At 62.7% G+C, this 25,127-nt stretch carries 15 protein-coding genes and 3 pseudogenes; 10 read left to right on the top strand and 8 right to left on the bottom strand.

Translation table 11 applies throughout. The annotated features are described in order from the left end of the window. The first annotated feature begins 87 nt into the window (after positions 1-87). Positions 88-1,197, top strand: a complete 1,110-nt coding sequence (locus E4P24_RS10760) for a PH domain-containing protein (protein WP_115861046.1) — start codon at positions 88-90, stop codon at positions 1,195-1,197. Positions 1,198-1,200: 3 nt separating this feature from the next. Then, entirely contained in the window at positions 1,201-2,061 is an 861-nt protein-coding gene (locus tag E4P24_RS10765) for a PH domain-containing protein (protein WP_188148485.1), read from the top strand. A 72-nt stretch (positions 2,062-2,133) separates the two neighbouring features. Here E4P24_RS10765 and E4P24_RS10770 read toward each other — a convergent pair whose 3' ends face one another. Beyond that, the gene (locus E4P24_RS10770; protein ID WP_008606351.1) at positions 2,134-4,392 is read right to left on the bottom strand and encodes an RND family transporter; all 2,259 of its coding nucleotides are present in this window, start codon (positions 4,390-4,392) and stop codon (positions 2,134-2,136) included. A 28-nt stretch (positions 4,393-4,420) separates the two neighbouring features. Further along, positions 4,421-5,977: a COG1361 S-layer family protein gene (locus E4P24_RS10775; protein ID WP_115803101.1), complete on the bottom strand. Its 1,557-nt coding sequence runs from the start codon at positions 5,975-5,977 to the stop codon at positions 4,421-4,423. 391 nt (positions 5,978-6,368) lie between these two features. Here E4P24_RS10775 and E4P24_RS10780 point away from each other — a divergent pair, with 391 nt between their 5' ends. The 4 genes from E4P24_RS10780 (at position 6,369) to E4P24_RS10795 (ending at position 12,697) form a co-directional block, all read left to right on the top strand. Further along, a complete protein-coding gene (locus E4P24_RS10780; RefSeq protein WP_188148486.1) occupies positions 6,369-9,431 on the top strand; it encodes a right-handed parallel beta-helix repeat-containing protein in 3,063 nt (1,020 codons plus the stop codon). A gap of 290 nt (positions 9,432-9,721) precedes the next feature. After that, entirely contained in the window at positions 9,722-10,879 is a 1,158-nt protein-coding gene (locus E4P24_RS10785; protein WP_004062800.1) for a hypothetical protein, read from the top strand. Between the two features lies 1 nt (position 10,880). Continuing rightward, the gene (locus E4P24_RS10790) at positions 10,881-11,558 is read left to right on the top strand and encodes an ABC transporter ATP-binding protein (RefSeq protein ID WP_004041966.1); all 678 of its coding nucleotides are present in this window, start codon (positions 10,881-10,883) and stop codon (positions 11,556-11,558) included. After that, a complete protein-coding gene (locus E4P24_RS10795; protein WP_115803099.1) occupies positions 11,555-12,697 on the top strand; it encodes an ABC transporter permease in 1,143 nt (380 codons plus the stop codon). Before E4P24_RS10790 ends, E4P24_RS10795 begins: the two co-directional genes overlap by 4 nt. Positions 12,698-12,724: 27 nt before the next feature. Here E4P24_RS10795 and E4P24_RS10800 read toward each other — a convergent pair whose 3' ends face one another. After that, a complete protein-coding gene (locus E4P24_RS10800) occupies positions 12,725-13,525 on the bottom strand; it encodes a UbiA family prenyltransferase (RefSeq protein ID WP_188148487.1) in 801 nt (266 codons plus the stop codon). Positions 13,526-13,858: 333 nt separating this feature from the next. Here E4P24_RS10800 and E4P24_RS10805 point away from each other — a divergent pair, with 333 nt between their 5' ends. Next, complete coding sequence (locus E4P24_RS10805; RefSeq protein ID WP_081606187.1) at positions 13,859-15,493, top strand: histidine kinase N-terminal 7TM domain-containing protein; 1,635 nt, start codon at positions 13,859-13,861, stop codon at positions 15,491-15,493. Between the two features lie 452 nt (positions 15,494-15,945). Here the strand turns inward: E4P24_RS10805 and E4P24_RS10810 are convergent, their stop codons facing one another. Together E4P24_RS10810 and E4P24_RS10815 are read right to left on the bottom strand one after the other, a co-directional pair. Continuing rightward, positions 15,946-18,048, bottom strand: a complete 2,103-nt coding sequence (locus tag E4P24_RS10810; RefSeq protein WP_115891432.1) for a glycoside hydrolase family 3 C-terminal domain-containing protein — start codon at positions 18,046-18,048, stop codon at positions 15,946-15,948. A 410-nt stretch (positions 18,049-18,458) separates the two neighbouring features. After that, positions 18,459-20,675, bottom strand: coding sequence for a glycoside hydrolase family 3 N-terminal domain-containing protein (locus E4P24_RS10815; RefSeq protein ID WP_188148488.1), 2,217 nt, complete (start codon positions 20,673-20,675; stop codon positions 18,459-18,461). A 171-nt stretch (positions 20,676-20,846) separates the two neighbouring features. Here E4P24_RS10815 and E4P24_RS10820 point away from each other — a divergent pair, with 171 nt between their 5' ends. After that, positions 20,847-21,221: a hypothetical protein gene (locus E4P24_RS10820; RefSeq protein WP_004041972.1), complete on the top strand. Its 375-nt coding sequence runs from the start codon at positions 20,847-20,849 to the stop codon at positions 21,219-21,221. A gap of 594 nt (positions 21,222-21,815) precedes the next feature. On the opposite strand, the pseudogene E4P24_RS19325 reads toward E4P24_RS10820, so the two are convergent. After that, positions 21,816-21,959, bottom strand: a pseudogene (locus E4P24_RS19325) (galactonate dehydratase); the annotation flags it as partial. Positions 21,960-21,968: 9 nt separating this feature from the next. Here E4P24_RS19325 and E4P24_RS19045 point away from each other — a divergent pair. Beyond that, a pseudogene (locus E4P24_RS19045) lies at positions 21,969-22,187 on the top strand (zinc ribbon domain-containing protein); the annotation flags it as partial. A 149-nt stretch (positions 22,188-22,336) separates the two neighbouring features. Beyond that, a pseudogene (locus E4P24_RS10830) lies at positions 22,337-22,453 on the top strand (IclR family transcriptional regulator); the annotation flags it as partial. On the opposite strand, the gene E4P24_RS10835 reads toward E4P24_RS10830, so the two are convergent. Then, complete coding sequence (locus E4P24_RS10835) at positions 22,432-23,757, bottom strand: aspartate aminotransferase family protein (protein WP_004041975.1); 1,326 nt, start codon at positions 23,755-23,757, stop codon at positions 22,432-22,434. The pseudogene E4P24_RS10830 and the gene E4P24_RS10835 overlap by 22 nt on opposite strands. 246 nt (positions 23,758-24,003) lie before the next feature. Further along, on the bottom strand, positions 24,004-24,807 hold the full coding sequence (locus tag E4P24_RS10840) for an IclR family transcriptional regulator (RefSeq protein ID WP_004041976.1): 804 nt from the start codon (positions 24,805-24,807) through the stop codon (positions 24,004-24,006). Positions 24,808-25,127: the final 320 nt, after the last annotated feature.

Genomic DNA, 25,127 nt, shown 5'->3' on the forward strand with positions numbered 1-25,127 from the left:
GCTCCGGGGACGGCCGACGCGCCACAGGGGCTTACCGTTGCAGGGCTTTCAGCACCGGAACGACTTCGACCGACGGAGCCGTACACCGTGACCGCGACGGTCCGCAATCCCGCTAACGAGACGCGCTCGGAGCGGATTGAATACGTCTTTTCCGGGTCGACGATCACAAACCGAACGGTTCGGTTGGCCGGTGGTGCGTCGCGCGAGGTCCAGTTCGAACTGACGGCGAGCGGGCAGTTGACCGGCACGGAGACGGTTTCGACGGGGACGTACGTCCACGGCGTTCGTAACGCGTCGGGAGCGGGTATCCCGCGCTACCTGCGTGTGACACCCGACGTCGACCTCGCGATTGAAGCGTTTCAAGCGCCTGCGACGGCACCCAGCGACCGCGAATTTGTCGTCCTAGCGACCGTCTCGAACCCGGCCGAGACAACGATCACGCGTGATGTCGCCTATCGCTTCGCTGGAACGACGATCAGCGAGAAAACCATCACCGTCGGGAGCGGCGAGCAACGGCAGGTCGCATTCGCAGTCACGACCGAGCGGGTCGAGGCCGCAGATAGCCTTATCCAGCGAGGTCGGACCTACGACCACAGTATCGAGACCGCTGGTGGGGCAACCGTCAGCGATGCGATTCGACTGCGAAGCGAACCGAGTGCACGCGCGGCGGCGCTCACGACACGGGACGTGCAACTCCCGAGCGACCTTCGGGAAGATACCCGACACACGGTCGCGGTTACGGTCAGGAACGTCGGAACAACTGCTTTCGACGGGCAGTTCGTCTACCGCCTCAACGGAACCGCCGTTGCGACACAGAGTCGTAACATCCCGTCTGGCCAACAGCGGACCATCAGCTTCGAAATCGCCTACGCCGACATCGAGCGGGCGGCTCAGCCCCTTTCGACGCGCACGTCGACACAGTCACTCACCGTGGGGAACGCGTCGCTGGCCAGCGAGGATGTTACGGTCCACGGACGCATCGCGGACACGGACAGGCGCACAGAGTCTCCGACGCCTCGACAGGCGGCCAACTTCACCAACGACTCGGAGGAAGACCCCGAAGCGTCTCGTGCGACGTGCGAACGAGGATTTTTCAGTCGATGCGGTGAAAAAACCATTGACCAGATGACACTGACGCTTATCGGCACGCTCAGCTCTGTCGTCGCGATTCTCTACGAAATGCTCTCGGGGACCTAACCAATGGCGCGAGGTCTCCCTGCGCTCTGGAGTTCGGTTTTCGGGCTCCCGCTCGTCGCCGCCGGGGCGTATCTGTCCGGATTCGTCGCGGAGCTGTCGGGCGGCTCACCGAGCCAGTCATCGCCGGCCGCTGGGCTCATCATCTCCGTCTTCGGGCTGTTCATCCTCGCGATGGGGTGGTACGTGCATTTCGTGACGGCTCCGGAAACACCCCAGATGCGAGCCGACGAGCACCTCGTCGAGGCGCGGAATCCCGCACAACGAAGCGCGCTCGCGGAAGCCGCGCTCGCCGTGCCCCTCCTCTCCCTTGGAGGGTATCTGCTGTATTTCACGCACCGCCCGCTGTACCAGCCGACGATTGCGTTCGGAGGCGGCCTGTTTTTGTTCTCCAGAGGAATCTATCGCTACTGGCAGAACACGCTTACCACCTACTCCTTGACGAATCAACGCATAATCGAAGAGTACCGATTTATCTCGTTGTTGCGAAACGAGGTGCCGCTTGAGAAGGCTCGTGGCGTCGAGGAGACCCGTTCGGCGTGGGATTCACTGTTCGGGCTGGGGAACGTCAGGATTCGGTCCGGGGCAAGCGGCGGTCTCACGGTTGCCGTCGAGCAAGTGTATGACCCCGCCGACTTTGCCGGACAGGTCCGCCGGGAACTCTCCTCGGGAAGCGAGCAGACAGCGGCCGCTCAGGAGCCAACGGCTGAGGCGCGTGCTGACGGTGTGGCTCCGCCCTCGGCTGACGCGGGGGCCGAGCGGGAGCGGTCCGTGGACTCGACCGAGCCGGCCACGGGCGACGCGACCGACAGCGAATCAGAGGCGGTATCGGCGGACCGGAGCCCCGATACGGACGAAACCGCGTGATGCCCGTCGGAAGCATCCGTCGCGGACTGCGTTGAGCAGTTTGGGTGGAGGAGAGGGGGAGGGAAGGGTGTGTTACGAGGACGAGGACCGGCTGGCAGCCACGCGCTCGGCAATCGAGTCCAAGAGGACGAGCGTCGGCGGGAGCGTCGCCAACGACGCGATGAGCGTCAGGAACACGACGCCGACGGTCAGGAAGCCGAACCCGCTGAGAATCGGGAACGGCGACAATACCAGCGCCGAAAAGCCGAACACGGTCGTCATTCCCGACACGCTAATCGCCTTTCCGACCCGAGTGGCCGCGGTCTGAACGGCGTCGAGTCGACTGACGCCCGCCCGCTGTTTCTCTTGGTAGTATCGGTCCATCACGATGATGGTGTACTCCGCACCGATTCCGACTGTCATCGCCCCGAGACTCGCACCGAGTGGCGAAACCGGGATATCCAGCAGATACATGTAGATGTTCTGCCAGCCGATGACGAACACCATCGGGATGAGCGGCGCAACAGCCTTCACCAGATTGCGGTAGTACACGAGGAGCAGGATAAACACGAACAGGACGCCCAGTCCGGTCGTCACGTTCCGTGAGTTGATCTGCTCCACGATAGAGGGGGTCGCAATCGCGGCGGTCCCCGTGATTTCCGCCGTCACTCCGGGTGGGGGGCTACTGTACGCGATTGACTCGCGCGTGTTCTCCAGGAACGAGAGGGCCTGCTGAGTGGTCATATCCTGTGCGGAGTAGACCATGATGTGCGCACGCCCGTCGTTGTAATACTGGAGTTTCTGTCTCTCGGGGACGGTTTCGAGCACGCGTTTGACGCCGCTCTCAGTCTGGGGGAGTTGGCCCCCGTTGTACTGTTTAACCAGCGTCGCTGGCGAATCGACGCCTTGTACCAGCGGAGTCTGTGTCGCGATGTGCTCGAAGTCGAGCATCCACTGCAACGTTGCCGGATGTTTGAGATTCGTCCCGGTTACGAGCACGTCGTAACTCGTGCTCGAACCGCCGCCGGCAACAGAGCGGAACTGCTGGAGGTCGGTGTAGGCGGGGAGGTCCTGCGGGATGAACCCTTCCGTGTCCGCGAGCGTGTCGAGCGACCCGCCGGCCTGAAAGCCTACGAGAGCAATCAGCAGTGCGATACTGAGGACGAGCACCGGATGACTCGCGAGTATCCGCGCCGAACGACCGAGCAGTTCCCCGACGAGGCCGACGCGATCCGAGTCGCCTTGGTCTTGAGACTGCGTCGTTGTGGCCGTTGTCGGGGCGTCGTCTTCGTCCGGCGTCTCGTCTTCGGCGTCGCCCCGCCGGCGAACCCAGAGGGTGAGCAGCGGGAGGAGAACGAGTATCCCCGCGATGAAGGTGAGAAGCACGCCGAAGATCGAGGTCTGGGCGAACCAGATAATCGACGGCGACGACGTCGACACCCACGTCGCTCCGAACCCCAACGCGGCGGCGAGCATAGCGACGAAGACCGGTGGACCGATTCCGCCAAGCGCTTGCGGAAGCGCTTCGCGCGGCGGATGGTTTTCGAGTTCTTCCTCGTACCGCTCGTGGAACTGCACGGAGTAGTCGATGCCCAACCCAATCAAAATCGGGAAGACCGCGCTGGTCATCGTCGAATTGGGGACGCCGGCGTATCCAATCGCTCCGAACGTGTAGATGACGCCGACGAAAACGGCGACAATCGGGAGGAGACGAAGGCGGACGCCGCGGAACAGGAAGAACAGCGCCACGACCATGAGCCCGATTGCGAGGCCGAGTAACTGCTGGGTGCTCTGCTGAATGAGCGTCGAGAGCTGTGCAGAGAACGCGGCACTGCCAGTGACGGTTACCGTCGTCCCGGAGGGGAACTCCGCCCAGTCAGTCGCTTCAACGGCCTGCGTGTAGATGGGGCGTTCCTCCGTCTGAGAGAGCCCCGTATCGAAGACGATCTGGACGACCGTGTAGTCCGGCGACCCGATAACGCTTCGAATCTTCGCCTCCGAATCGGGGATTCGGCCGTACTCCTGGCGGACCTGATCGGCCGGACTCGTTACGGTATGGACGTTCGCCTTCGTCGACATCTGCTGGTCGACGCGGTCAATCGCGTGGAGCGTCTGCGGCTCCGTAATATCTCCCCGTACGAGAACGGCGATGCTGCCCCGGTCAAACGACTCCGTAAACGCGTCGAACGTTGGGTTGTCCGCAACGAATGCAGCGTCGCCAGTAACGCTGGTAATCTGCGCAGCACCGCCGAACGCGGTGAAGATAAGCAGGACTGCGAGAAGCAGCACTGCGACCGGTCGCTGTTGGACCTGTCTTCCGACCGCGCTGAACAGCTGGCGTAGCTTATCCATGGTTACTCCTTGTCCCGTCCATGGTCCGTCATCGACGGCGGTAGATGACGGCTATCGCTCCGATTCCGAGGAGTGCGACGACTCCGAGGACCGACATCGGAACCGGGAGTCCACCGCTCGACGGGGAGAGCGCAATGCCGACCGGCAGGCCGTCAGTGTACCTCGTGTCGCCGTCAGCCTCGTCGTACCGAACCTCGACCGAGGCGTCGTAAGCCTTGACAACCGCACTCGACCCGGCACTGACGGTGAACGTCGCCGTTTTCGTTTCTCCCGGCTGCATCTCTCCGAGATACGCGCCGTCGTCGGACGTCGAAATCGGGTCGCTCACGAAGAGCTTGGCGTTCGTCGCCGACACCGGCTCTTCGCCGTTGTACTGCACCGTGACGTCCACCGTGTCGGTCGCGCCCGGCGAGACGCTCGTGTTGACGCCGACGACCGTGAACGGGTCCTGTTCGGGTTCGATTGCTATCGACTTCCGAATCGGCGACGTCGTTCTCACGTCACCGTCCTGGTTCTCGTATTCGACGACGAACGGGAACGTGTTCGTCCCCGGTTCAGCGCCCGCCGGAATCGAGACGGTAAACGAGACCGGCTTCGACTCGCCGGGGGCGAGGTCTCCGATAGCGGACTCGCCGTTCGTCGGCGTCACGAGCGCCGTGTCTCCGATTTGGACTGCGAGGTTGTTCGCGGTGCCGCTGCCCGTGTTGACGACCTGTGCGTTGATTTTCGCTTCACCTTCGTCGACCCTGAATCGCTCCGTCTCGATGTCGCGTATCTCGAAGCTTCGCTCGGGGTTCACCGCGATGCCGGTCGTCAGCGTGTCCGACGTTTCGGTGACGCCGTTCTGGTTCTGGTACGACACGGCCAGGTTGACGGGGTACTCACCTGCCTGGGTCTCCGCCGCCGCACCGACCTGGACCGAGAGGTTCGTCCGCTCGCCCGGTTCGAGGGTCGGGACGTACAGGCTCGTCGACGACTGCGGATTCTGCATCGTGCCGAAGAAAATCGTCGGCGACTGCGTCGTGAGCTGGACCGACGACGACGTCGCGGTTCGCGTGCCCGTATTTTCGAGCGCGAACGAGAGCTGGCCGGTGTCGCCGGCGAATACGGCGTTGTTACCTTCGCTCACGACCTCGAACTGCGGGCGGTCTTCGACTTCGACCGTCACCGACTTCTCTCTCGTGACGGTCCGCCACGTGTATTCCGGCCCGTCGACGCTGCCGTAGGTGACCATCCGGACGTACTTGTACTGCACCTCGACGGGTATCTCGTAGGTGCCCGGCTCGGCGTTGCCGAGTTCGATGTTGAAATCAAACCGAGCGGTCCCCGAGTCGGGGATGGAGCCCGCGGTAACGGTTCCCGTCTTCACGTCGATTGGTGCATCGATCTGTTCTTCGAGAATCTCCATCTCCACGCTCTGTGCGGTCTGGACTTCCTGTTCGTACTGTGCCGGCCCGCCCTGTTCGAGCCGACCGTTGTTGCTTGCGACAACCGACAGCGTCGCGGCCTCGCTCGACCGGTAGGTGTTATCCGACACGCTGAGCGAGAGCTCCGGGTTCCCGTACACCGAACTCTCGGCCGACACGGGGACTGCGGCAATCGACGTTACGACTAGTACACAGAGGAGTATCGCTGATTTGTTCCGAACCATCGTATGATCTTGTTAGGTGTCTGACTGGCCGTTCGGAGGGTGACTTCCCGAGTCTTCGTCCGCTCCGATATCCGAGTTCACACCTGTGACGTGATTGGTTGAGGTGTAAAACTCTATCGAACGGTCGTTCTATCAAAATAATTCTATATTGGAACAGCCAGCAGCAGCGCCAAGGCGTCCCCTGTCGAACCAGTGACGTGTAACTTAACGAAGGCGAAAACTAAATCCGTATCCTGACGTATCAAGGTGTAAGACAAACGTGGTGGGTAACAAACTGATTTCGTGGGCGGTGGTGCTCGTTGTCGTCTGTACGCTTTTTACACCCGTGTCGAGTGCCCCGGCCGCGGCAGCGCCGCCCGCGGTCACGTTCGTCGAGACGCCCATCCAGTCGGATACGACGTGGACCGCGGATGAGGGTCCGTATCGACTCATCCGGAGCGTCGCTATCGAGTCCGGTGCGACGCTCACGATTCGCCCCGGTACGGAAGTGCAACTGGCGGAGGGTGTTTCGCTCACCGTCCGGGGCTCGTTGCAAGCCGCGGGCACTGCCGAACGGCCGGTTCGAATCACGCAGAGCGCGGCGTCGGGGCGGAATCTCAGATGGGAGACGATTCGCTACAACGGCACCGACTCGTCGACGCTCTCGCTTCGACACACGACGCTCCACGGCGGTCACAGCGGGATTACGACGACGAGCGGAGCCGGCTCCGTCACAATCGTCGACTCGCGCCTGGAGAACTTCTCCGTGGCGGGTATCTCCGTCAACGGCACGGCGATGCCCCCGGTCGAACTCACGCGGTCGACGCTGACCGATATCGGCGGCCACGCCGTCCGCGCGAGCCCCTCAATCGGGGCCGTCGAGGAGGTCGAACTGAACACGACGGACCGACGACGGAACCGGACGGCGCGGCACACGCTCGGGCTCGCCCCCGGCGTCGGCGTCTCGATGGAGACGATTCGGCTCCGGTATCCCACCGAGCGGTCGGTACGCGACGTCGACGCCGAGACGCTCGACCGAATCGGCCTCGACACCGACAACGATGGAGACATCGACCGGTCGCTCAACGACGACGTTTCGGACGTCTCGGTCAGCGGGCGTCACGTCGAGATTTCGCTGTCGCGGTCGGTGTACGTGTCGAGTCGGGACCGGCTCATCGTCGAGTACGGCGGGGTCGTGAACCCACGGACCCGAGGCGTGTACCCCGTCGGCGTCAGCGTGCTCGAACACCGGACGCCGCAGCTATCGGACGGTGTCCACGCGATGTACGTCGTCGGCGAGGAGACGACGCCGTTCGCGTACACGCGGCCGACCGACCTCACACGCGTCCGAGGTATCACCGTCCGTCAGTCCGTGTTCGACGGGATTGATGGTGCGGGAGTGTTCGCCGCCGCGGATATCGTCACCGGCGTCAGAATCAGCGAGAGTCGGTTCACCGACGTACGGGGCGACGGCGTGGCGATACGGGCCGCCCAAAGTGAAAGCAGTTTCCGCGACAACCGCCTGCGCGCCGGCGATGCGGGGATTCACGTCGAAACCCGAACGCAGACGACGCTGGTCGCGAGCGAAAATCGGATTTCGGAGTCGGAAACCGGGATTCGCGTTCGACAGTCCGAGCGGCGCGTCCGCGGCGTCACGCGGGTGACGCTCCGCGGAAACGAGTTGGTCGCCAACGACCGCAACGGACTCGAAATCCAGTCCGAAACGAGCGAGGGCGAACTGCTGCTCGCGAACAACACGATGAGCGAAAACGGGGACGACGGGGTCGCGCTCTCGAACTGGGCCATCAAGGACAGCCGCGTCAGCGGCAACCAACTGTTCGACAACGGCGACGACGGCATCGCAATCGACAGCCACGTGGTGCGGAACCTCACGCTGTCCCGGAACCGAATCGCGGACAACGGCGGCGGCGGACTCGACGTGTCCGTCCGCGCGTTGGTTCGAGATGTCGCTGCGACCGACAACACGATTTCCGACAACCGGGGCCACGCGCTCGCGGTGCGCTCCGACCTGCTCGTCCATCGCGTTGCTGTCGCGGGGAACGACCTCACCAACAACGGCGGGGCTGGGCTCCTCGTTTCGACCCCGCTCACGCACAACGGGCGGCTCAGCGTGACGGACAACGTGCTCGTTGCGAACGGTTACGGACTCGTGGCTCGCGGGACGCTGAATGCGACGGTGCAGCGCAACGACATCGTGTTCAACACGAACTCGCACGTCCGACCGCCACCGCTTCCCGGCGTCGACCCCGGTACGGGAGTCTATATCGCGGAAGGGCCGCGCGGTGCGGTCCTCGACCAGAGCGACCCGGACGCCCCGTTCGCTGAGCTCGTTGCGAACCCGCAGCTCCGGCAACAGATCGAGATTACGCGGCTCTGGGGCGATACGGTCGCCGTCCTTCGCACCGACGGGGTGAGCCACGTCCGCTCGACGACCGAGGGTGCGGTCGACATCCGCCGCGTCGACGGCACGCTCCCGACGGGTGTCGAACTCTCGTACGCCAACTCGACCCCCGACCGCTTCCGGGTCGCCGACAACGACATCTACGGTCACGACACCGGGATGGAGATAAATATCACGCAGCTCGTCACGGCGAACACGACGGCACGAATCGTCACCGACTCGATACAGACGGTCAACGCGGAGTCGAACTACTGGGGTGCCGCGAGCGGACCCTACCACGCGTCCATCCTGCCGGAAGGCGAGGGCGACGAGGTCACGATTACCAACGGCTGGGTCGACTTTATCCCGGTCGCGGACGCTCCGACCGGCCAGCAGTACCGGCGGCCGACTCCCCGCCTCGACGCGCCGTCGGCGGCCGAGCCGGGCAGTCGAATCGACGTTTCGGGGGCCGATAGCACAGCCGGGACCGGGTCGGTCACCACGTATCATTTCGTCGTTAACGGGACGAACCACACGACGCGGGACAGCGCCGACCTCCGCCTCCAGATGCCGAACGAGACGCTCTCGGTCTCACTCGCTGTCGAAGACGACCTCGGAATCGACAGCAACGCCTCCGCAACGGCGCGCGTCCGGGCGGCGTCATCCGGCGACGCGGCGGTGAGCGCTCCGGGGAGTCCGTCGGTCGCGTCCGGCCCCGAACAGGGGGTGTCGTCCGGGGCTGGACTCCGTTCTGCGTGGGGTCTCCTCGGCGGTGGCTGTCTCCTGGCTGCGCTCTTCTTCGGCGGCTACGGGATGGTCCGGACGGTCCGAAACCAGCCGGTCCCGATGCGCGGGGTGTTCGTGCAGGCGCTCGCGGCGTTCGGTATTCTGGTCTGGCTCGTCGCCGGCTTCGTCGGCTCGACGCAGCTCGTCCTCGTCGGCGGTGCCGCCGGGGTCGTTTGGGGCGGGCTCACCCTCGTCGCGTACCTTCTCGCCACTCGCCTCTGAGGCGTCGTCGAGGCCGACACACGGGTGTCAACCCTGTTCGACTGCGGCGGTATGTATGACGGATTTGGGTCTAAGTAGTGGAAAAACTCATTTATTCTTGGCTCAGTGAACTGTCCTGTGGAAATGGAGCAATCCAACCTGACAGTCCCACTGACCTACCGGCCCTCCCAGAAGCAGACACCGAGTACACGACCGGTTCGGATTCGAGAACGACCCGACTGCGGCGGTGTATCGAGTGTGACATCCGGGGCCGACGTATGACAGCTAAACGCGGCGCTCGACTCGCTGTCGTGGCGACAGTCGCGCTGGTTGCCGTTACGAGCGTACTCGTCGCGAGCCTCCCGGCGGTGAGCGCACAGTCGGGCCAAATCGTGGTCAACTCGACGACGGTCGAGCCGCGCGAGCCGTACGTCGGTGAATCGGTCACGGTCAGGGCGACCGTTTCGAACTTCGAGAGTAGCTCCGGCGGCGTCGACCTCAAAGAGGTCACGCTCCGGTCGGGCGGCGGCATCGTCGCTGAAGCGAACAACCTCGGAACGCTCGGACCGGGTGGGTCCGTCGACGTGCCGCTGTCCACCACGTTCACGAGCGCAGGGGAAAAACAGCTCAAAGTCCACGTCTCCGGCCGCCACGAAAACGGGAACGTCATCAACGTCGAGTACCCGGTCATCGTGACGGTCGAAGAACGAGACGTGCGGGCTGGCCTCTCGGTGGGCGAACAGACGAACGACACCGTCAACGTGGAGTTGACCAACTACGGGAACACGAACCTCTCGAACGTCGAAATCACCGCGTCAGTAAACGGTTCCCAGATTGCCCAGCGGTACACCGCGAATCTCGACCCGGACGCGAACCGCTCTGTCGTGTTCGACACCGCCGATATGAGCGACCGGGTCGTGCTGTTCACTGCGACGTACACCGTCGACGGAGAGACGTTCACGACCACGCTGTCGGAGGAGATAGACGACGACTCGGTCCCCGGAGAGATTCGACTGACGAGCATCGAGACCACGCAAAGAGCCGGCTCCGTGACGATACAAGGCGACGCCGCAAACGTCGGGAACACGGACGCGAGCTCGGTCTTGCTGACGGTCGAGGAGACGGCAAACGTCACCCACGGTTCGCCGTCCGGCGGCTACTTCGTCGGGCGCGTGGAGGCGAGCGAGTTCGCCACGTTCGACGTGACCGCAGAGCTCAGCGGCGAGCCGACGACCGTTCCCATCGAGGTGTCCTACATCGTCGACGGCGACCGCGTGACGACGACACAGGAGGTGCCACTCGATTCCGGTGGTGCCGCGCCTGTCGCCGCCGGTTCCCAGTCCGAGCAGGGTCCGGGCTCCAATGAATCGCAGTCGGGCGGTTCCCAGCTTCCGTTACCCGTTATCGGGGGCGTGCTGGTGGTCGTCGTGCTCGGTGGGGTCGGCATCTATCGCTGGCGCCAGCACTAGCATGAGTGTCATTGAACTCGCTGACGTCGTGAAACGGTATCAGAACGGCGAGGAGGTCATCGCCGCGCTCGACCACGTCGACTTTCGCGCCGACCGCGGTGAGATGGTGACCATCATCGGCCCGTCTGGGTCCGGGAAAAGTACCATGCTGAACATGATCGGGCTGCTCGACACGCCGACAGAGGGGACGGTCCATCTCGACGGCCGTAACGTGACCGACTTCTCTGAGGACGAACTGACAGAAGAGCGTCGGTCCGGTATCGGGTTCGTGTTTCAGGACTTCCACCTGCTGCCGATGCTGACCGCGACCGAGAACGTCGAACTCCCCTCGATGTGGGACACCTCGGTCGACCGGCACGACCGCGCCCAGGACCTCCTCCAGCGGGTGGGGCTCGGTGACCGACTCAATCACACTCCCGACCAGCTCTCGGGCGGGCAGCGACAGCGCGTCGCCATCGCGCGGGCGCTCATCAACGAGCCGGATATCCTCCTCGCCGACGAGCCGACGGGGAACCTCGACCAAGACACCGGCGAGACGATTCTGACCGAGCTGACTCGGTTGAAAGAAGACGAGAACGTCGCGATTGTCGCGGTCACCCACGACGAACAGATGCTCGAATACACCGACAGCACCGTCCGACTCGTCGACGGCGTCGTGACAGAGGTCTCCGGACGATGAGCGTCGTTGATTTCCTCTGGCGCTTCCCCAGCGTCCAGATGGCGTGGCGGAACCTCGGCCGGAACAAACTGCGGACCATGTTGGCCGCGCTCGGCATCATCATCGGCGTCGTCTCGATCTGTTCGCTCGGAATGGCGACGGCTGCGATTCAACAGCAGGCGACGTCGCAGTTGGGAAGTATCGGCAACGAGGTGTCGATAACGTCCGGTCAGGACAGCGACACGGACGGGGTGACCGACGACCAGGTCGATACGATACGGAATCTGGTGACCGACGCGGAGGTCGTCCCCCAGAAGACGAACTCGACGACGATCTCTTCACGAAACGGACGGGAGGTGAGGGTAAGCGTCACCGGGGTGACGAACGCGGCAGCGCTATACAACCTCACGTCCGGCGAAGCACCCTCCCGGCTGTTGAGCGGCGCGCTCCTCAGCAACAGCACCGCCACGACACTCGGGATTGAGGAGGGCGACCCCGTCGAGTACGACGGCCAACTGTACCGCGTACAGGGGCTCATCGAGGAAGAAAACGCGTTCGGCTTCGGCGGCGGTGAACTGGTGTTACCCGAGTCCGGCCTCTCCGACCAGAACCACTACAACACCGTGACGGTCGTCGCCGAGGATAGCGCGACCGCGACCGAAATCGGTGGGGAGCTGGATCAGTACTTCAACACCGAAGACGAAGAAGAACTCAGCATCAACACGTTCGGGAACGCGGGCCAAGTCGGCGGGTTCTTGGAGACGCTTTCGCTCGCCTTGTTGGCCATCGGCGGCATCTCGCTCGTCGTCGCGAGCGTCGCCATCCTCAACGTGATGCTGATGAGCACGGTCGAACGCCGCGGGGAAATCGGCGTCCTCCGCGCCGTCGGCATCCGCCGCTCCGAAGTGCTGCGGATGATTCTGACGGAGGCCGCCCTGATGGGCACACTCGGCGGGCTCGTCGGGGCGACCCTTTCGCTTGCGGCGGGGCTCGTCATCTTCCAGATGATTACTGGAGACCCGCTCGGAGCGCTCCAGTGGAGCAGTGCGCAGTATCTGGTGTACGGGTTTGGGTTCGCCGTCGTTGCGAGCGTCCTCAGCGGGATTTACCCCGCGTGGAAAGCGGCGAACGACCGCCCGGTCGACGCATTGAGAGGCTGAGTCACTCCCGTGGGAACGCCCGCGGCCTCAGCCGCCGGCGGATTTCTGCGTCGTCTCCGAAGCCGGGCCACCCTTGTGCAGTCGCGTGAGCCGGCGAAACACCGAGAGTACGAGTAGATAACAGAGAACAAGCCCGGCAGCGAACGCCCCGGCGACAACCCAGAACACGACCACCCCTCCCGCTTTGAGCAGTCGAACCAGAAGCGACGCCGCGTTGGGCCCTAAATACCCTGCGAGCGTGGTTTTATTCGCCTGTGAGTCTCCGGTGATATCTTGGATGTTGCGGGACTCGACGCCGGCCGCGGTGATAAGAAACCAGCCGGCGAAAACGGTCACTCCATCGAGCGAATACGGCTGCGGCGTTGCTGCAACGACCGAAAACACGGCCACAAACGCCCAGGTGAACCCGACGCCGATAGAGTCGAGCGTCGGATAGCGCTTCAGCCAGCCGTAGCTTCCGAGGACGACGAGGGGAATCTGCGCAAAGAGTAGGTCGCTGACGTTTGCAGTCCCCGTCCGAAACACCAGCAGACAGACCACGAGCTCGTAGCCGAGCAGCGCGAGTAGCTCCGTCACGAGTAGTTCCGTCTGGTACCGTCGCACGAGCTTCGTCCGATACGGCTGATTCACCTCGTCTTCGGCTGTCACCCCCCGCCGGTCTTCGACATATATGAAATAGAACAGGAGCGGTGCGAGCAGCAGCCCTCCCCCAACTGAGAGGGGTGCAACTCCCAACGCGACACCCGTGATTGCAACCGTCGCGGCAGAGAGCAAGCACAACCAGATGTTCAACTGGAAAAACAGGAATCGCATATCCGCGACTCTCATCTCAGTATGCACCTCCTTGAGGGGAGACGTTGCGGTAGATACGGTGTTGACGCCGCGGAGGGTAGTCCGTCCCGGTCATCTCTCGGACCTACCTCGCTGCTCGTACTATACTTGTTTGGTCAGCAACTCGCGACCGAAACGACAACCCGGCCGTCGACTGCCGTTCACGCCCCGTCGGCACCCGCTTCTTTCATTTCCGTGACTAGATATGCGTCTCGGGTGCAAATCTGTGGACTATATTACATAATTCCAAAAAGAATAATTAGCTCCCATCTACTGGTATAGAACACGGTGTTTGACCGATGGCTCACCCTCGAAATCTCCATAGCGCTGATGTATCTTGGGGTGATTCCATCTGTCGTGAACTGCTGTCTTCTCTGGAAGGAACGTGACAAACCAGGAGTCATCTGGTTTATCTTATCGATGGCCACGGGGGGTCTCTGGGCACTATTGTTCGCGACGTTCACACTCATCCCGGACCCGGGTCTCACGTTAGCGGTCGCAAATTTCTTCTGGGTGTCGATTCCGACTGCCGCAGTGACGTTCTTCTTACTCGCGTACGAGTTCGTTTTCAAACAAACGGTCCCGTCAACCGTCGTTGCTGCGTTGTTCAGCCCACTCGCAGTGCTATTCGTTCTCTCCTGGAGTAACCCGTACGAGTTGGTCTTTACAACTGCATACTACGTGACCGCCGATGGGGTGTTACACTTTCCAGTGTTCGACGGCCCGCTGAAAGTTCTCGTAACGCAGGTCTATGGCTACCTCCTCGTGTTTCTGGCTGCGGGCATGTTCGTCGGCGAACTGCTCCGGACGAACGGCACACAGCGCCGACAAACCGTGTACCTCCTGGTCGTGTTTTCGATGCTCGTCGGCTCGACGATGGTTAAGGTCGCGGGGGTCGTTCCGATTTATTTCGATCCCACGTCGGTCTTGTACTCGTTTTCCGGACTCTTTTTCGCGTATTCGATTCGAGAACACGGGTTGCTGAAGTTCGTTCCCGTCGCTCGCGAACAGACGTTTGATGAGATTACGGACCCCATCTTCGTGATTGGCTCTTCCGGGCACATCGTGGATGCGAACCGGGCCGGGAGCCAACTGTCTGATCAGAGTGTCATCGGGACCAAAATCGAACAACTCATCTCCGAATCCGCCGTGTCTTCGGACGAACAAGACACCGGCGTCATCAAATTAGAACTGGACGGCGGCACGCGGATATTTTCCATCGAAGCATCCGAAATCGTCTACGGTCGGGGCGTGACCGGGAAAATCGTCGTGTTGAGCGATATTACGGCGCTCAAGGAGCGCGAAGAGGAGTTAGATCTGCTCAAGCAAGTTCTCTCGCGTATCTTCCGGCATAACATTCGGAACGACCTCAACGTAATCGCGGGGTTTGCGGCGATTATCCGAGACTCAACGAACGGCGAGACCGCGCGGTCGGCGGACCGCATTCACACGCGTTCGATGAAAGTCGTTGACCAAGCGGCGAAAGCGCGGAAGATCGAGACCGTGCTGTCGTACGCCGAAACGGACCAGCGCCCGCTCGAAGAGTACCTCTCCAAGGTCAAACAGAACATGCCGGCCGAGCTGTTGAGCTGTGTCTCGTTCGCTGTCGACGACGTCGTACTCGACGCACACCCCCGGTTTGACCTCGCACTCACCGAGTTAATCGAGAACGCTATCTCTCACCACTCCGGCGAGGAGCCGATTGCTGTGCGCGTCACAACCGACGTGTCCCCGACGGACGTGACGATTATCGTCGAGGACAACGGACCGGGGTTACCGCCATCCGAATTCGCCGTGTTAGAAGCCGGCGAAGAGACGGACCTCGAACACGGGTCCGGTATCGGTCTGTGGTTGGTCTACTGGATCGTCTCCCGCTCGAACGGGACGCTCAGTGTGCAGGTCTCCGATTCCGGAACGGAAGTTCGAATCACACTGAATCGACCGGACTCGACCCCTGACGTTTAGCAACTCCCTGCGACTCCCGCGTCTCCAACAACCCCAGAGTCGTTCGCGAGAGACCGGACATGGCCGCAATAGTATTGTGTGTTTTTGAACTACTATATGTGTGAAATGACTATCTTAATATCAATATAGGTTGAGCATTTTTCTCAGAAGAACTGTTGAATCTCTGTCACTGGCCATTTTTTGACGAATATATCCCATATTAAATTCGAAACAGTTATAAAATATTAAATTAATGTTTTTAAAGTAGAATCTAATCAGAATCCCGGGGAGAGATATATTTGGAAAATTAGTATTCTCAGTTTAGGTATTTTCTTTCCCAGTTGGTTATGCTTTAATTACACATATCTCTTTATTCGGGTCGATGTGAATATGTGACCGGAGTTCGATGCCAGCGTAGTTCTGTTCCTTCATACCCGTCCTCCACGCTGTGAGGGGCGACGGCGCCCGGTCGCTTACAGCGTCAGTTCGAACTCGACGTCTCGCGCCGACCGACCGATTTCGATGGTGAACGGCCCTTCGAGCGCGGTCCAGCCCGCGGTCTCGTCGTACTCCGTGAACGCGAGGTCGTCAAGGTCGACGTCGACGGTCACCGTCTCACCGGCCGGAATCGAAACGGCTTCGAAGCCGCCGAGTTCGCGAACGGGCCGGTCGTCGCTCGCGTTCGAGGGCCGGACGTACGCCTGTACCACCTCGCGACCCGCCCGGTCGGAGACGTTTTCGACCGTGACTTCGACGCGGCGCTCGTCGACGAGTTCCGCGCCGCGGTATTCGAACGCCGCGTAGGACAGCCCGTAGCCGAACGGATAGACGGGGTCAGCCTCGGTCGCGTCGAAGTACCGGTAGCCGACGAGCAGGTTTTCGTCGTACTGCACCTCGCCGTCGATTCCCGGGAACGTCGCGTCGTCGGTCACCGGGTAGTCTTCCTCGTTCGCGAAGGTGACCGGGAGCCGTCCCGATGGGTCGGCGTCACCGAACAGGACGGCCGCGAGCGCGTCGCCGTCGGCCTGTCCGGGGTACCACGACTCCAGAACCGCGCTCACGTCGTCGCGCCACGGGAGTTCGACGGGGCCGCTCGACTGGACGACGACGACGGTGTTGTCGTTGACCGCCGTCACGTCTTCGACGAGTTCGTCTTGCCCGCCGGGGAGCGTGAGGTCGTCGCGGTCGACCGCCTCGGCGGCGGCGTCCTCGACGACGACGACGGCGACATCGGCGTCCGCCGCCGCCGAGACCGCATCGTCGAGTGTGGGGTCCGGTCGCTGGTCGTCGCCCTCGTCGTCGCCGCCGAAGAACGAGACTTTCTCGATGGGCGGGACGCCGCGCTCGACGGTGACGCTGCCCGTCGCGCGCGCGTCGATTCCCGTCGCCGTCGGGGCTTCGTGGAGCGCGTCCATCTCCGATGACCCGCCGCCCGTCGAAATCTCCTCGACGCCGGGGCCGATGACCGCAACGTCCGCGTCGTCCGCGAGCGGGAGTGTGCCGTCGTTCTCCAAGAGGACCGTCCCGCGAGCGGCGATGGTCTCTGCGAGTTCTCGGTGGCCGTCGTCCTCGGGTGGCGATGCCGCACGGCCCCCGCCGAGCACGCCGATGCGCTCCATCTGTCGGAGTATCCGCGTGACCATGTCGTCCAGTCGCGCGTGCGGGACGTCCCCGCGTTCGACGGCTTCGCGGAGCGGGCCGCCGAAGTTGCCGGTGTTGGTCATGTCCGGCATCCCGTCCGAAACGTCCGCGGTCTCGCCGAAGACGGCGTCATCGTCGTCTTCGGGGGGTTCGAGGTCGAACATCTCCCAGAGTTCGTCGCGGGTGACGCCCGGCATTTCGAGATCCAGCCCCCCGTTGGCCGACTCGACTGTGCTGACGGCTCCGAACCAGTCGGAGACGACGTAGCCGTCGAAGCCCCACTCGCCTTTCAGCACGTCAGTGACGAGCGGGCGGTTCTCGCTCATGAACGAGTCGTTGACGCTGTTGTAGGCGGTCATGACCGACCCGGCACCGGCGTCGACGGCCGCTTTGAACCCGGGGAGGTAACACTCCCTGAGCGCACGCTCGCTGACGCTCACGTTCACCGACGCTCGGTGTGTCTCTTGGTTGTTGGCGACGTAGTGTTTCGGGGTCGCGATGACGTCGGCCGACTGGATACCCTCGACGGCCGCCCCGGCGAACGCGGCCGTGAGAACGGGGTCTTCGGAGTAGTATTCGAAGTTCCGTCCGCAGTGCGGCACCCGAATGAGGTTGAGTCCGGGACCGAGCAGCGCGTCTTGGTCGCGGGCGTTCGCCTCGCGCCCCATGGCGGCCCCCTGCTCGCGCGCGAGATTCGGGTCGAACGTCGCCGCGAGGGCAATCGACGCGGGAAACAGCGTGGCGGGCGCGCCGTTGACGCGGACGCCGAGCGGTCCGTCGGCCAGCCTGAGCTCCGGAATTCCGAGTCGGTCGACGCCGGGGAGGTAGCCCGTCGCCGTTCCGTCCGGGTCGACCGCGCCGTGGACGAGTTGGATTTTCTCTTCGAGCGTGAGTTCGTCGACTACCGTCTCAACGTCGGCTTCGGCGGTTTCCATCCCTGTGGTCAAGTGCCGGCAAACGCTCATAAAACGATTGGAAATATGACTAGTATTACTCGCCGGTTCGCCGCCCCGGATTTCGGGTCGAAACCGAACACTGCACTCGAACGACCGGAAGGAGAACTTCGGAGTCTCGCCTTGAAGCACCGCTGTCTCCCGTTCGGTCGGGAGAGCCATCCCATCGACATCATATCCGTATTACTAGTATTTCTAAAACGGAATCGAATGCGCGGGGTCGACGCGTTCACGTTGGGACTCGACGCGATGTGTGCGTCCCCGCGACCAAAGATTACACGAATAAGAGTGTAATCTCATCTCGCGCCCACCCGACGTTCGGTCCGTGCCCGTATTTAGTTCGGCGGTACAGGTGTGTATAAAACGAACCTCGCGAGTCGGTAATACCGGTATTACGAAATCGCCAGCGTCTGGGTTCGGTCGCCGGCGAACAGCTCGTACGCCCCGCTTTCGAGCGTCCGGGAGCCGTCCGGTTTGACGACCCGGAGGTCGTCGGCGGTGAGCGTTATCGTCACCGTTCGCGTCTCGCCCGGCGAGAGCGTGACCTTCGTGAAGCCCTGCAACTCACGGACGGGCGTCACCACGGAGCTGTGTCGGTGCTCACCGAACAACTGGACCGTCTCGGTTCCCGCGCGGTCGCCGGTGTTCGTCACCGTCACCGACACGGTCACCTCGCCTCCGTCAGCGATGGTCTCCTCGGACACGTCGAGCGAGTCGTACGTGAACTCCGTGTAGCTCAGCCCGAAGCCGAATTCGAAAAGCGGGTCGTACGACGGGAGATGTTCGTCCATCCCCAACGGACTCGGATGCGGAAGCCAGTCGTGTCGAACCGGGAAGTCGCCCATCGAGCGGGGGAACGTAATCGGCAGGCGACCGGACGGGTTCGTGTTCCCGACCAGCACGTCGGCAATCGCGCGACCGCCTTCGAGACCGGGGAAGAACGCGACGACGACCGCGTCGACCTGGTCGAGCACGTCCGTCAGAACCAGCGGTCGCCCGGTGACGAGCACGAGGACCGTCGGCGTGTCGGTTGCGGCCACGGCGTCCAGTAGGTCCCGCTGTGCCGGTGGCAGTTCCAGCGAGTTCCGTTGCGGGAAGCCGCCGTTCTCGCCGCGTAGCGACGCCGGGCCGAACTCGTGGAGGTACCACGGCTCACCGAGGACGGCGACCGTCGCGTCGGCGCGTTCGGCGCGACTTGCGACGGCGTCTCTCCCTGCGGACTCGTCCGAGCCCACGCCCGGTTCGTACGTCACCGTCGTTCCGTCGTCGACGACGTGTTCCAAGCCGCCCCGAACGGTCGGGCCTTCGTTTTCGTCGAAGTCGAACACCGTCCAGCCGCCGAGGAGGTTATCGAGCGAGTCGGCGTTCGGCCCCGTCACGAAGAGTTCGTCCACGTCGCCCAGCGGCAGCGTCTCCTCGTCGTTCTGCAAGAGGGTCACGGACTGTCGGGCGGCTTCCCTCGACACCCGCCGGTGTTCCTCGGACCCCACGTCGATGATTGCAGACCGCGGTGAGACGTACGGGTCCTCGAACAGCCCGAGTTCGAACTTCAGCGCGAGGATGCGCCGCACGCTTCGGTCGAGTAGTGACTCCGGGAGGTCGCCCGACTCGACCAGTTCACAGAGCGTGTCCGCGTGCTGGGTTCCCCCCACGGACGCGATGTCGAGTCCGGCGGTCGCGACTTGTTCGACCGCCTCGGCGAACGATGCGGCGGTCTGGTGCCGCTCGACGAGCATCCAGACGGCGAGCCAGTCGGAACAGGTCACGCCCTCGAACCCGAGGCGGTCTCTGAGGAGGTCGGTCAGGTAGAACGTCGAGGAGTGCGCGGGTTCGTTCCCGAGCGCGTTGTACATGGGCATCACCCCCGCGACCCCCTCGTCGATGGCGCGCTCGAACGGCGGGAGGAAGACGCGTCGGAGCGTCCCCATCGAGATATCGACGGGTGCCGTGTCCTCGCCGCGGGTCGGCTCACTGCTCGCCGGGTAATGTTTCACCGTCGCCGCGACTGACGTGGGGTCGCGCAACGACTCACCTTGGAGGCCCCGCGTCTCCGCCGCGACGAACGCCTCGACGAGCGACGAGGACTCACCGTACGTCTCGTACGTTCGCCCCCACCGGGGTTCTCGGGCGACGTCCGCGGTCGGAGCGTAGTTCTGGTTCGCGCCGGTCGCCGCCATCTCGACCGCCGTGATTCGCGCGGCGCGCTCGGCGAGGTCGGGATTCCACGTCGCCGCCATGGCGAGATTGTGCGGGAACACGGTGGCTCCCTCGATGTGCGCGTGGCCGTGAATCGCGTCGACCGGGACGAGAAGCGGGATGCCCAGCCGCGTCTCGTTCACGGCGACGCGCTGGAGTTGATTCGCGACGCGGCCCGCGACGACGGCGGTGTTGTACGGCGAGAAGCCGGTGCCGAACGGCGTGGCCGACCCGACCTGGTGGTCGCGGATGGCGTCTTTGGCGTCATCTAACGTCGTCGTCCAAGAGGTCTCGCGCTGTAACACGGTGAACGAGCCGACGTGCAGCCCCACCATCTGCCCGGCTTTCTCCCGGAGCGTCATGCGCTCCAGCAGGTCAGCGACCCGGGCCTCGGTCGACTGACCTGAGTCCATGTATGGCGGCTGGCTGGTCATACTAGACGATGCTGTGAAACCCATATCAAACTACCTCCGATGCGGGGAAACTGTTATGCCCGCGGCGAGTAACCCGTAATACGAGTAATACACGATGTCTCTCACAGCGATATTCGACACGGATGCCACCGCTTTCCGGGAGGCTCACGCATGACTGACGACGAACCCACGGACGCCCCGGAACAAAGCCCGCTGGAGCATCAAGAAGCGCCGACCGGGCTCGCAAAGCAGTGGTCAAACCGGTCGAACCAGCAGACGACGCTCCCGAACGACGACCTCGACGTGAAATCCGAGTGGGTGGGGATAACCGTCTACCTCCCCGCGGAACTCCGCGAGGAGCTGGAGCTGGTGTTCCGAGAACACAGCCTCGAATCGAAGCGGTCGAGCGGTGCCGAGCTAAAGAAACTCCGGCACTACTACCCGCTCGTCGTCGCACTCGGTCTCGAACTGCTCGAAGACGCCGAACCGCGAGACATCGCGCCGCTTCTCTCCTACGTGATGGACCAGTACGAGACCGAACAGTAAGTTCACTATTGGGCCGGCAGATTCGACCGCGATATCGCCGCGTTCGGCAGGCTCGGCTCACTCATCGGGGTGGACCGGCGCGTCGAGGATGATTAAAGCGCTGTCGCAGGACTACTCGTCGCTCGGTCCGCGCCGGTCGACTGCGGCGCTCGCTCGTTAGGTCGTGGTGTCCTTGACATCGAGGACCCCCGTGGTAAACACTGATTCGAGACGCGATTACCGCGAACAATCCCCTATATAGTAGTGCAAATACTATTCAATAATATCTGGATAGAATATATTAGAAGCGACGATATAGAATATCTATTCTCAGAGCTATTTTGAAGTTTTTGACTTATATTGGTATAAATGGAGTTATACTATTCAATTATGATGTGGATAAGTATTTATCTGAGATTTTCCCAACTCTGGTTTGATTTCAGCAATAATACCATTTCTCAAAGATAGCTAATTCTCTCCACAAAAACTATACTAACATGTATATTCATCTGTTAACTCAGATGGCTGTATTGTTCAAATAGAGCACATATGTGGTGAAGATACTGACCGACCGGCCTGCCTCACGGTGAGTCGTTCGCGGCGGACGCCCCCCGCTCACCACTCGGCGAGTCGGCCGTCGTCGTGGTGCCAGACGGGGTTGTACCAGTTGACCTCGTCTTGGGAGCGCTCGCGGACGTACCCCTCGTCCACCTCGATACCCAACCCCGGACCGGTCGGTCGCTTGACGAAGCCGTCGTCGAGAACTAGCGTGTTGAACGTGGACTGTACGTGTGTAAGGAGTGCGATACAGTGGCGAACGCGGACGTGAATGGTGCAGAGAATATTCGACAAAAGGTACTCTCAAGTCTCGCCACGGATGGCGGTGATAGGGATAGCAGCTGGTTGGCACAGCCAGCGGTTCACCTGTTCGACCGTAGTGAGGGCCGTTTCGCCCCACGAGAACAAGTTGCTAACCGCGAACCCTGATATCCCAACTGCGGTCGGGATTCCCGCGTTGACGAGACGCTCTGCGCCTCGTTCGCACACCAGAACGCTCTGCGTTCTGGGGACGTCTTCAGGCGCGGGGAGATGTCAACGGGGTTGGAACCCCATCGCCCTGACTGCGCGCGCCAGCGGCGGCTATCGGGGTCTGCGGGCCGTCGAGTCGACTCACCGGCCGGTATCTCGAAGAGGACATCACCGGGCAGGTCATCAGCACCGCGAAATCTATTCAGGTCGACCTGACGCGGTGAGTCGCGACGCTGTCGAGGGCGGTTTCGAGGCATTCGAGTGCGAGGTCGAGTTCGCGGTCGGTCACGTCGAGCGGCGGCAGGAGGCGAAGCGACCGCTTACCGCAGCCGAGCGTGAGAAGCCCCTCGGACAGCGCGGCCTCGAGGACCTCGTCGCGACGGTCCTTGGTATCGAATTCGACGGCAGTCATCAGCCCGAGGCCACGCACGTCAGTGAGACAGGGGGTCCGCTCGGCGAGCCGAGAGAGGTCCGAGCGGAACCGCGTGCCCTTTTCGGTCGCGTTCGCCATGAGGTCCTGTTCCTGAATGACGTCGAGCGTCAGCGTGCCCTGAATCGACGCGAGGATGTCGCCCGCACCCCACGTCGATGACAGTCGCGCTTCGGTGTCGGGGAACAGCGCTTCGTTCGCCACCGTCGCGCCGACCCGAAGCGCCTTCGCGCTGGTGATGACATCCGGTTCGAGGTCGTAGTGGTCCGAGGCCCACAGTTCGCCGGTCCGACCCACGCCGGACTGAATCTCGTCAGCGATGACGGGGATGTCGTGTTCGTCGCAGATGGCCTGTACCTCGCGCATGAACGCCTCGCTCGGGACGTGGTAGCCGCCTTCGCCCTGAACGGGTTCGAGGATGAGGAACGCCACTTGGTCGGCGGGGAGGTGACCGTGGGTATCGTCGAGTTTGTCGCGCAGCGTTTCGAGGCCCGCCATCGAGTACGGCACGTCGTGGATGCCGCTCACTTCGGGGAACTTGCGGCGGTGGACGGACTTCGAGCGGTTGAGCGAGAGCGCGCCGAGAGTGCGGCCGTGGAACGCCCCGTCGAAGGTGATGCCGTACTTCGGGGTCTCGCAGGCGTCGTAACAGATTTTGATGGCGTTTTCGACCGCTTCGGCCCCGGAGTTCGACAGGAACACCGTGTCGAGGCCGTAGTGGTCGGTGAGGTCGGTCAGGCGGTCCATGAGGTGGGCCGGCCCGGGCAGCGACGCCGTCTCGGGCGACCCGCCGGTGCTCACGTAGAAGTCCTGACCCGCGATTTTCATCGGGTCGACGAGGTCGAGGTCGTCGAGGCGGGACCGCAGTTCGGGGTTGTTGTAGCCGAGCGGCGCGGCCGCGACGTGGCTCGTGAAGTCCAGCAACACGTTGCCGTCGGGGTCGGTACAGAACGGCCCGACGGCGTCTTTGGTGATATCCCACACGAACTCGTAGACGTACGTGCTCGTCGCGGCGGTCGACTGGTGATACTCGACCCACTCTGAGGCCTTCGGTCCCGGGAGCGACGTGACGGTCGGCTCGACTGAGTCTCGATCCATACGAACACCCTGGTGGACAATGTAACATAAAACTACCTAGAAAACTGAGTAACATCTTCAAATATGGGTCTCGGTAGCCGAACGTCTGATTATCAGGGGAAGTTGTTTGATAATAACGAACTATATCGGAGCGTGCGAACGCGTCGCAGGTCGCGAATCGGCGGCGGTTCGCGCCGAGGGCGCTCCTCGTGAGGTGACTCGCCACGCGCCGGAGTCGCGCGACGTTTGGAATCGTCAAAGTCCGGCTCACCGGGACGGGTCGAACGTGGTCGTTTCGAGGTTCACCTCGATGATGTTCGCCGCCTGCATCACGAGTTCGGGGATTTCCGAGCGAAAGCGGTCCCCGGAGAGTCGGCTCGTCGGCGCGGTGACGCTGACCGCCCCGCAGACGTCGCCGTCGACGCCGCGAATCGGTGCACCGATAGAGCGCATGCCGCGAAGCTCCTCTTCGTCGTTGACCGCGTAGCCCCGCTCGCGAATCTCCTCGAGTTCGTCGAACAGGCGGTCGGCGTCGGAGATGGTGTTGTCGGTCTGCTCGACGAGCCCCTGGTCGTCGACGATGTCGCGGACGCGGTCGTCGTCGAAGTGGCCGAGCATCGCCTTCCCGGTCGCCGTACAATGGAGGTACTGCGGGGCCTCGCGCATCCGCAGGTGGTAGTCGGTCGCGACCGCGTTGTCGCCGCGGCTCTCGTAGATGGTCACCTCCTTGCCGCGGGAGACGACCGTCAGGTGGACGTACTCGCTGGTCGTCTCGGCGAGTTTGTCCACCTCGACCTGTCCCGCGCGGTACAGCGGCGTCTCGTTGCGCACGGTTTCGCCCATCGTGACCAGTCGGAGGCCGAGGCGGTAGCGGCCGTCGACCTTCGCCACGAGTCCCTCCGCTTCGAGCGTCGCGAGATAGGTGTGGACGGTCCCCTTCGAGGCGTCGAGTTCGTCGCAGACGTCGCTGAACGTCGGGTCGGACCGCCGCTGTATCGCGGCCAGAATCTCGCTCGCCGTCTGTACGGATTTGATTCGACGCGGGCCGTCCGCGGGGCGACTGTCGTCCATACGACCCCGAACTCGGTGGAGTGCTATTAGTTCTGTTATATCAAACTGCGATTCGACTGACATCCCCGTTTGTCCGCTCTAGTCGCTATCTTGTTTGACTTTATCAAACATTCGTTGGTGAAATCTCCAAATAAAAATTTATATGGGACATTAATGATTGTTCGAGTGGTATGGTCTGTCAACCATCTGGCCGCCGCCGGGATGCGCCCGCGGTGGACCGGGTGCGAGCGCGCACGTATCGGCTTCCAACGACGGTCGGTGAACGCGGACCGACGGCACGCGCCGACCGCGCCGGTCCGGTCTCGGGCGGCCTCGGCCGC

This window comes from Haloferax sp. AS1, assembly GCF_014530665.1.
GTDB classification, from domain to species: Archaea; Halobacteriota; Halobacteria; order Halobacteriales; family Haloferacaceae; genus Haloferax; species Haloferax volcanii.

Bases quoted from the DNA above. Each gene is read 5' to 3' on its own strand.
- E4P24_RS10765 (WP_188148485.1), top strand. From the start codon at position 1,201: ATGGCGCGAGGTCTCCCTGCGCTCTGGAGTTCGGTTTTCGGGCTCCCG.
- E4P24_RS10770 (WP_008606351.1), bottom strand. From the start codon at position 4,392: ATGGATAAGCTACGCCAGCTGTTCAGCGCGGTCGGAAGACAGGTCCAA.
- E4P24_RS10790 (WP_004041966.1), top strand. From the start codon at position 10,881: ATGAGTGTCATTGAACTCGCTGACGTCGTGAAACGGTATCAGAACGGC.
- E4P24_RS10795 (WP_115803099.1), top strand. From the start codon at position 11,555: ATGAGCGTCGTTGATTTCCTCTGGCGCTTCCCCAGCGTCCAGATGGCG.
- E4P24_RS10800 (WP_188148487.1), bottom strand. From the start codon at position 13,525: ATGAGAGTCGCGGATATGCGATTCCTGTTTTTCCAGTTGAACATCTGG.
- E4P24_RS10805 (WP_081606187.1), top strand. From the start codon at position 13,859: ATGTATCTTGGGGTGATTCCATCTGTCGTGAACTGCTGTCTTCTCTGG.
- E4P24_RS10810 (WP_115891432.1), bottom strand. From the start codon at position 18,048: ATGGAAACCGCCGAAGCCGACGTTGAGACGGTAGTCGACGAACTCACG.
- E4P24_RS10815 (WP_188148488.1), bottom strand. From the start codon at position 20,675: ATGGACTCAGGTCAGTCGACCGAGGCCCGGGTCGCTGACCTGCTGGAG.
- E4P24_RS10820 (WP_004041972.1), top strand. From the start codon at position 20,847: ATGACTGACGACGAACCCACGGACGCCCCGGAACAAAGCCCGCTGGAG.
- E4P24_RS10835 (WP_004041975.1), bottom strand. From the start codon at position 23,757: ATGGATCGAGACTCAGTCGAGCCGACCGTCACGTCGCTCCCGGGACCG.
- E4P24_RS10840 (WP_004041976.1), bottom strand. From the start codon at position 24,807: ATGGACGACAGTCGCCCCGCGGACGGCCCGCGTCGAATCAAATCCGTA.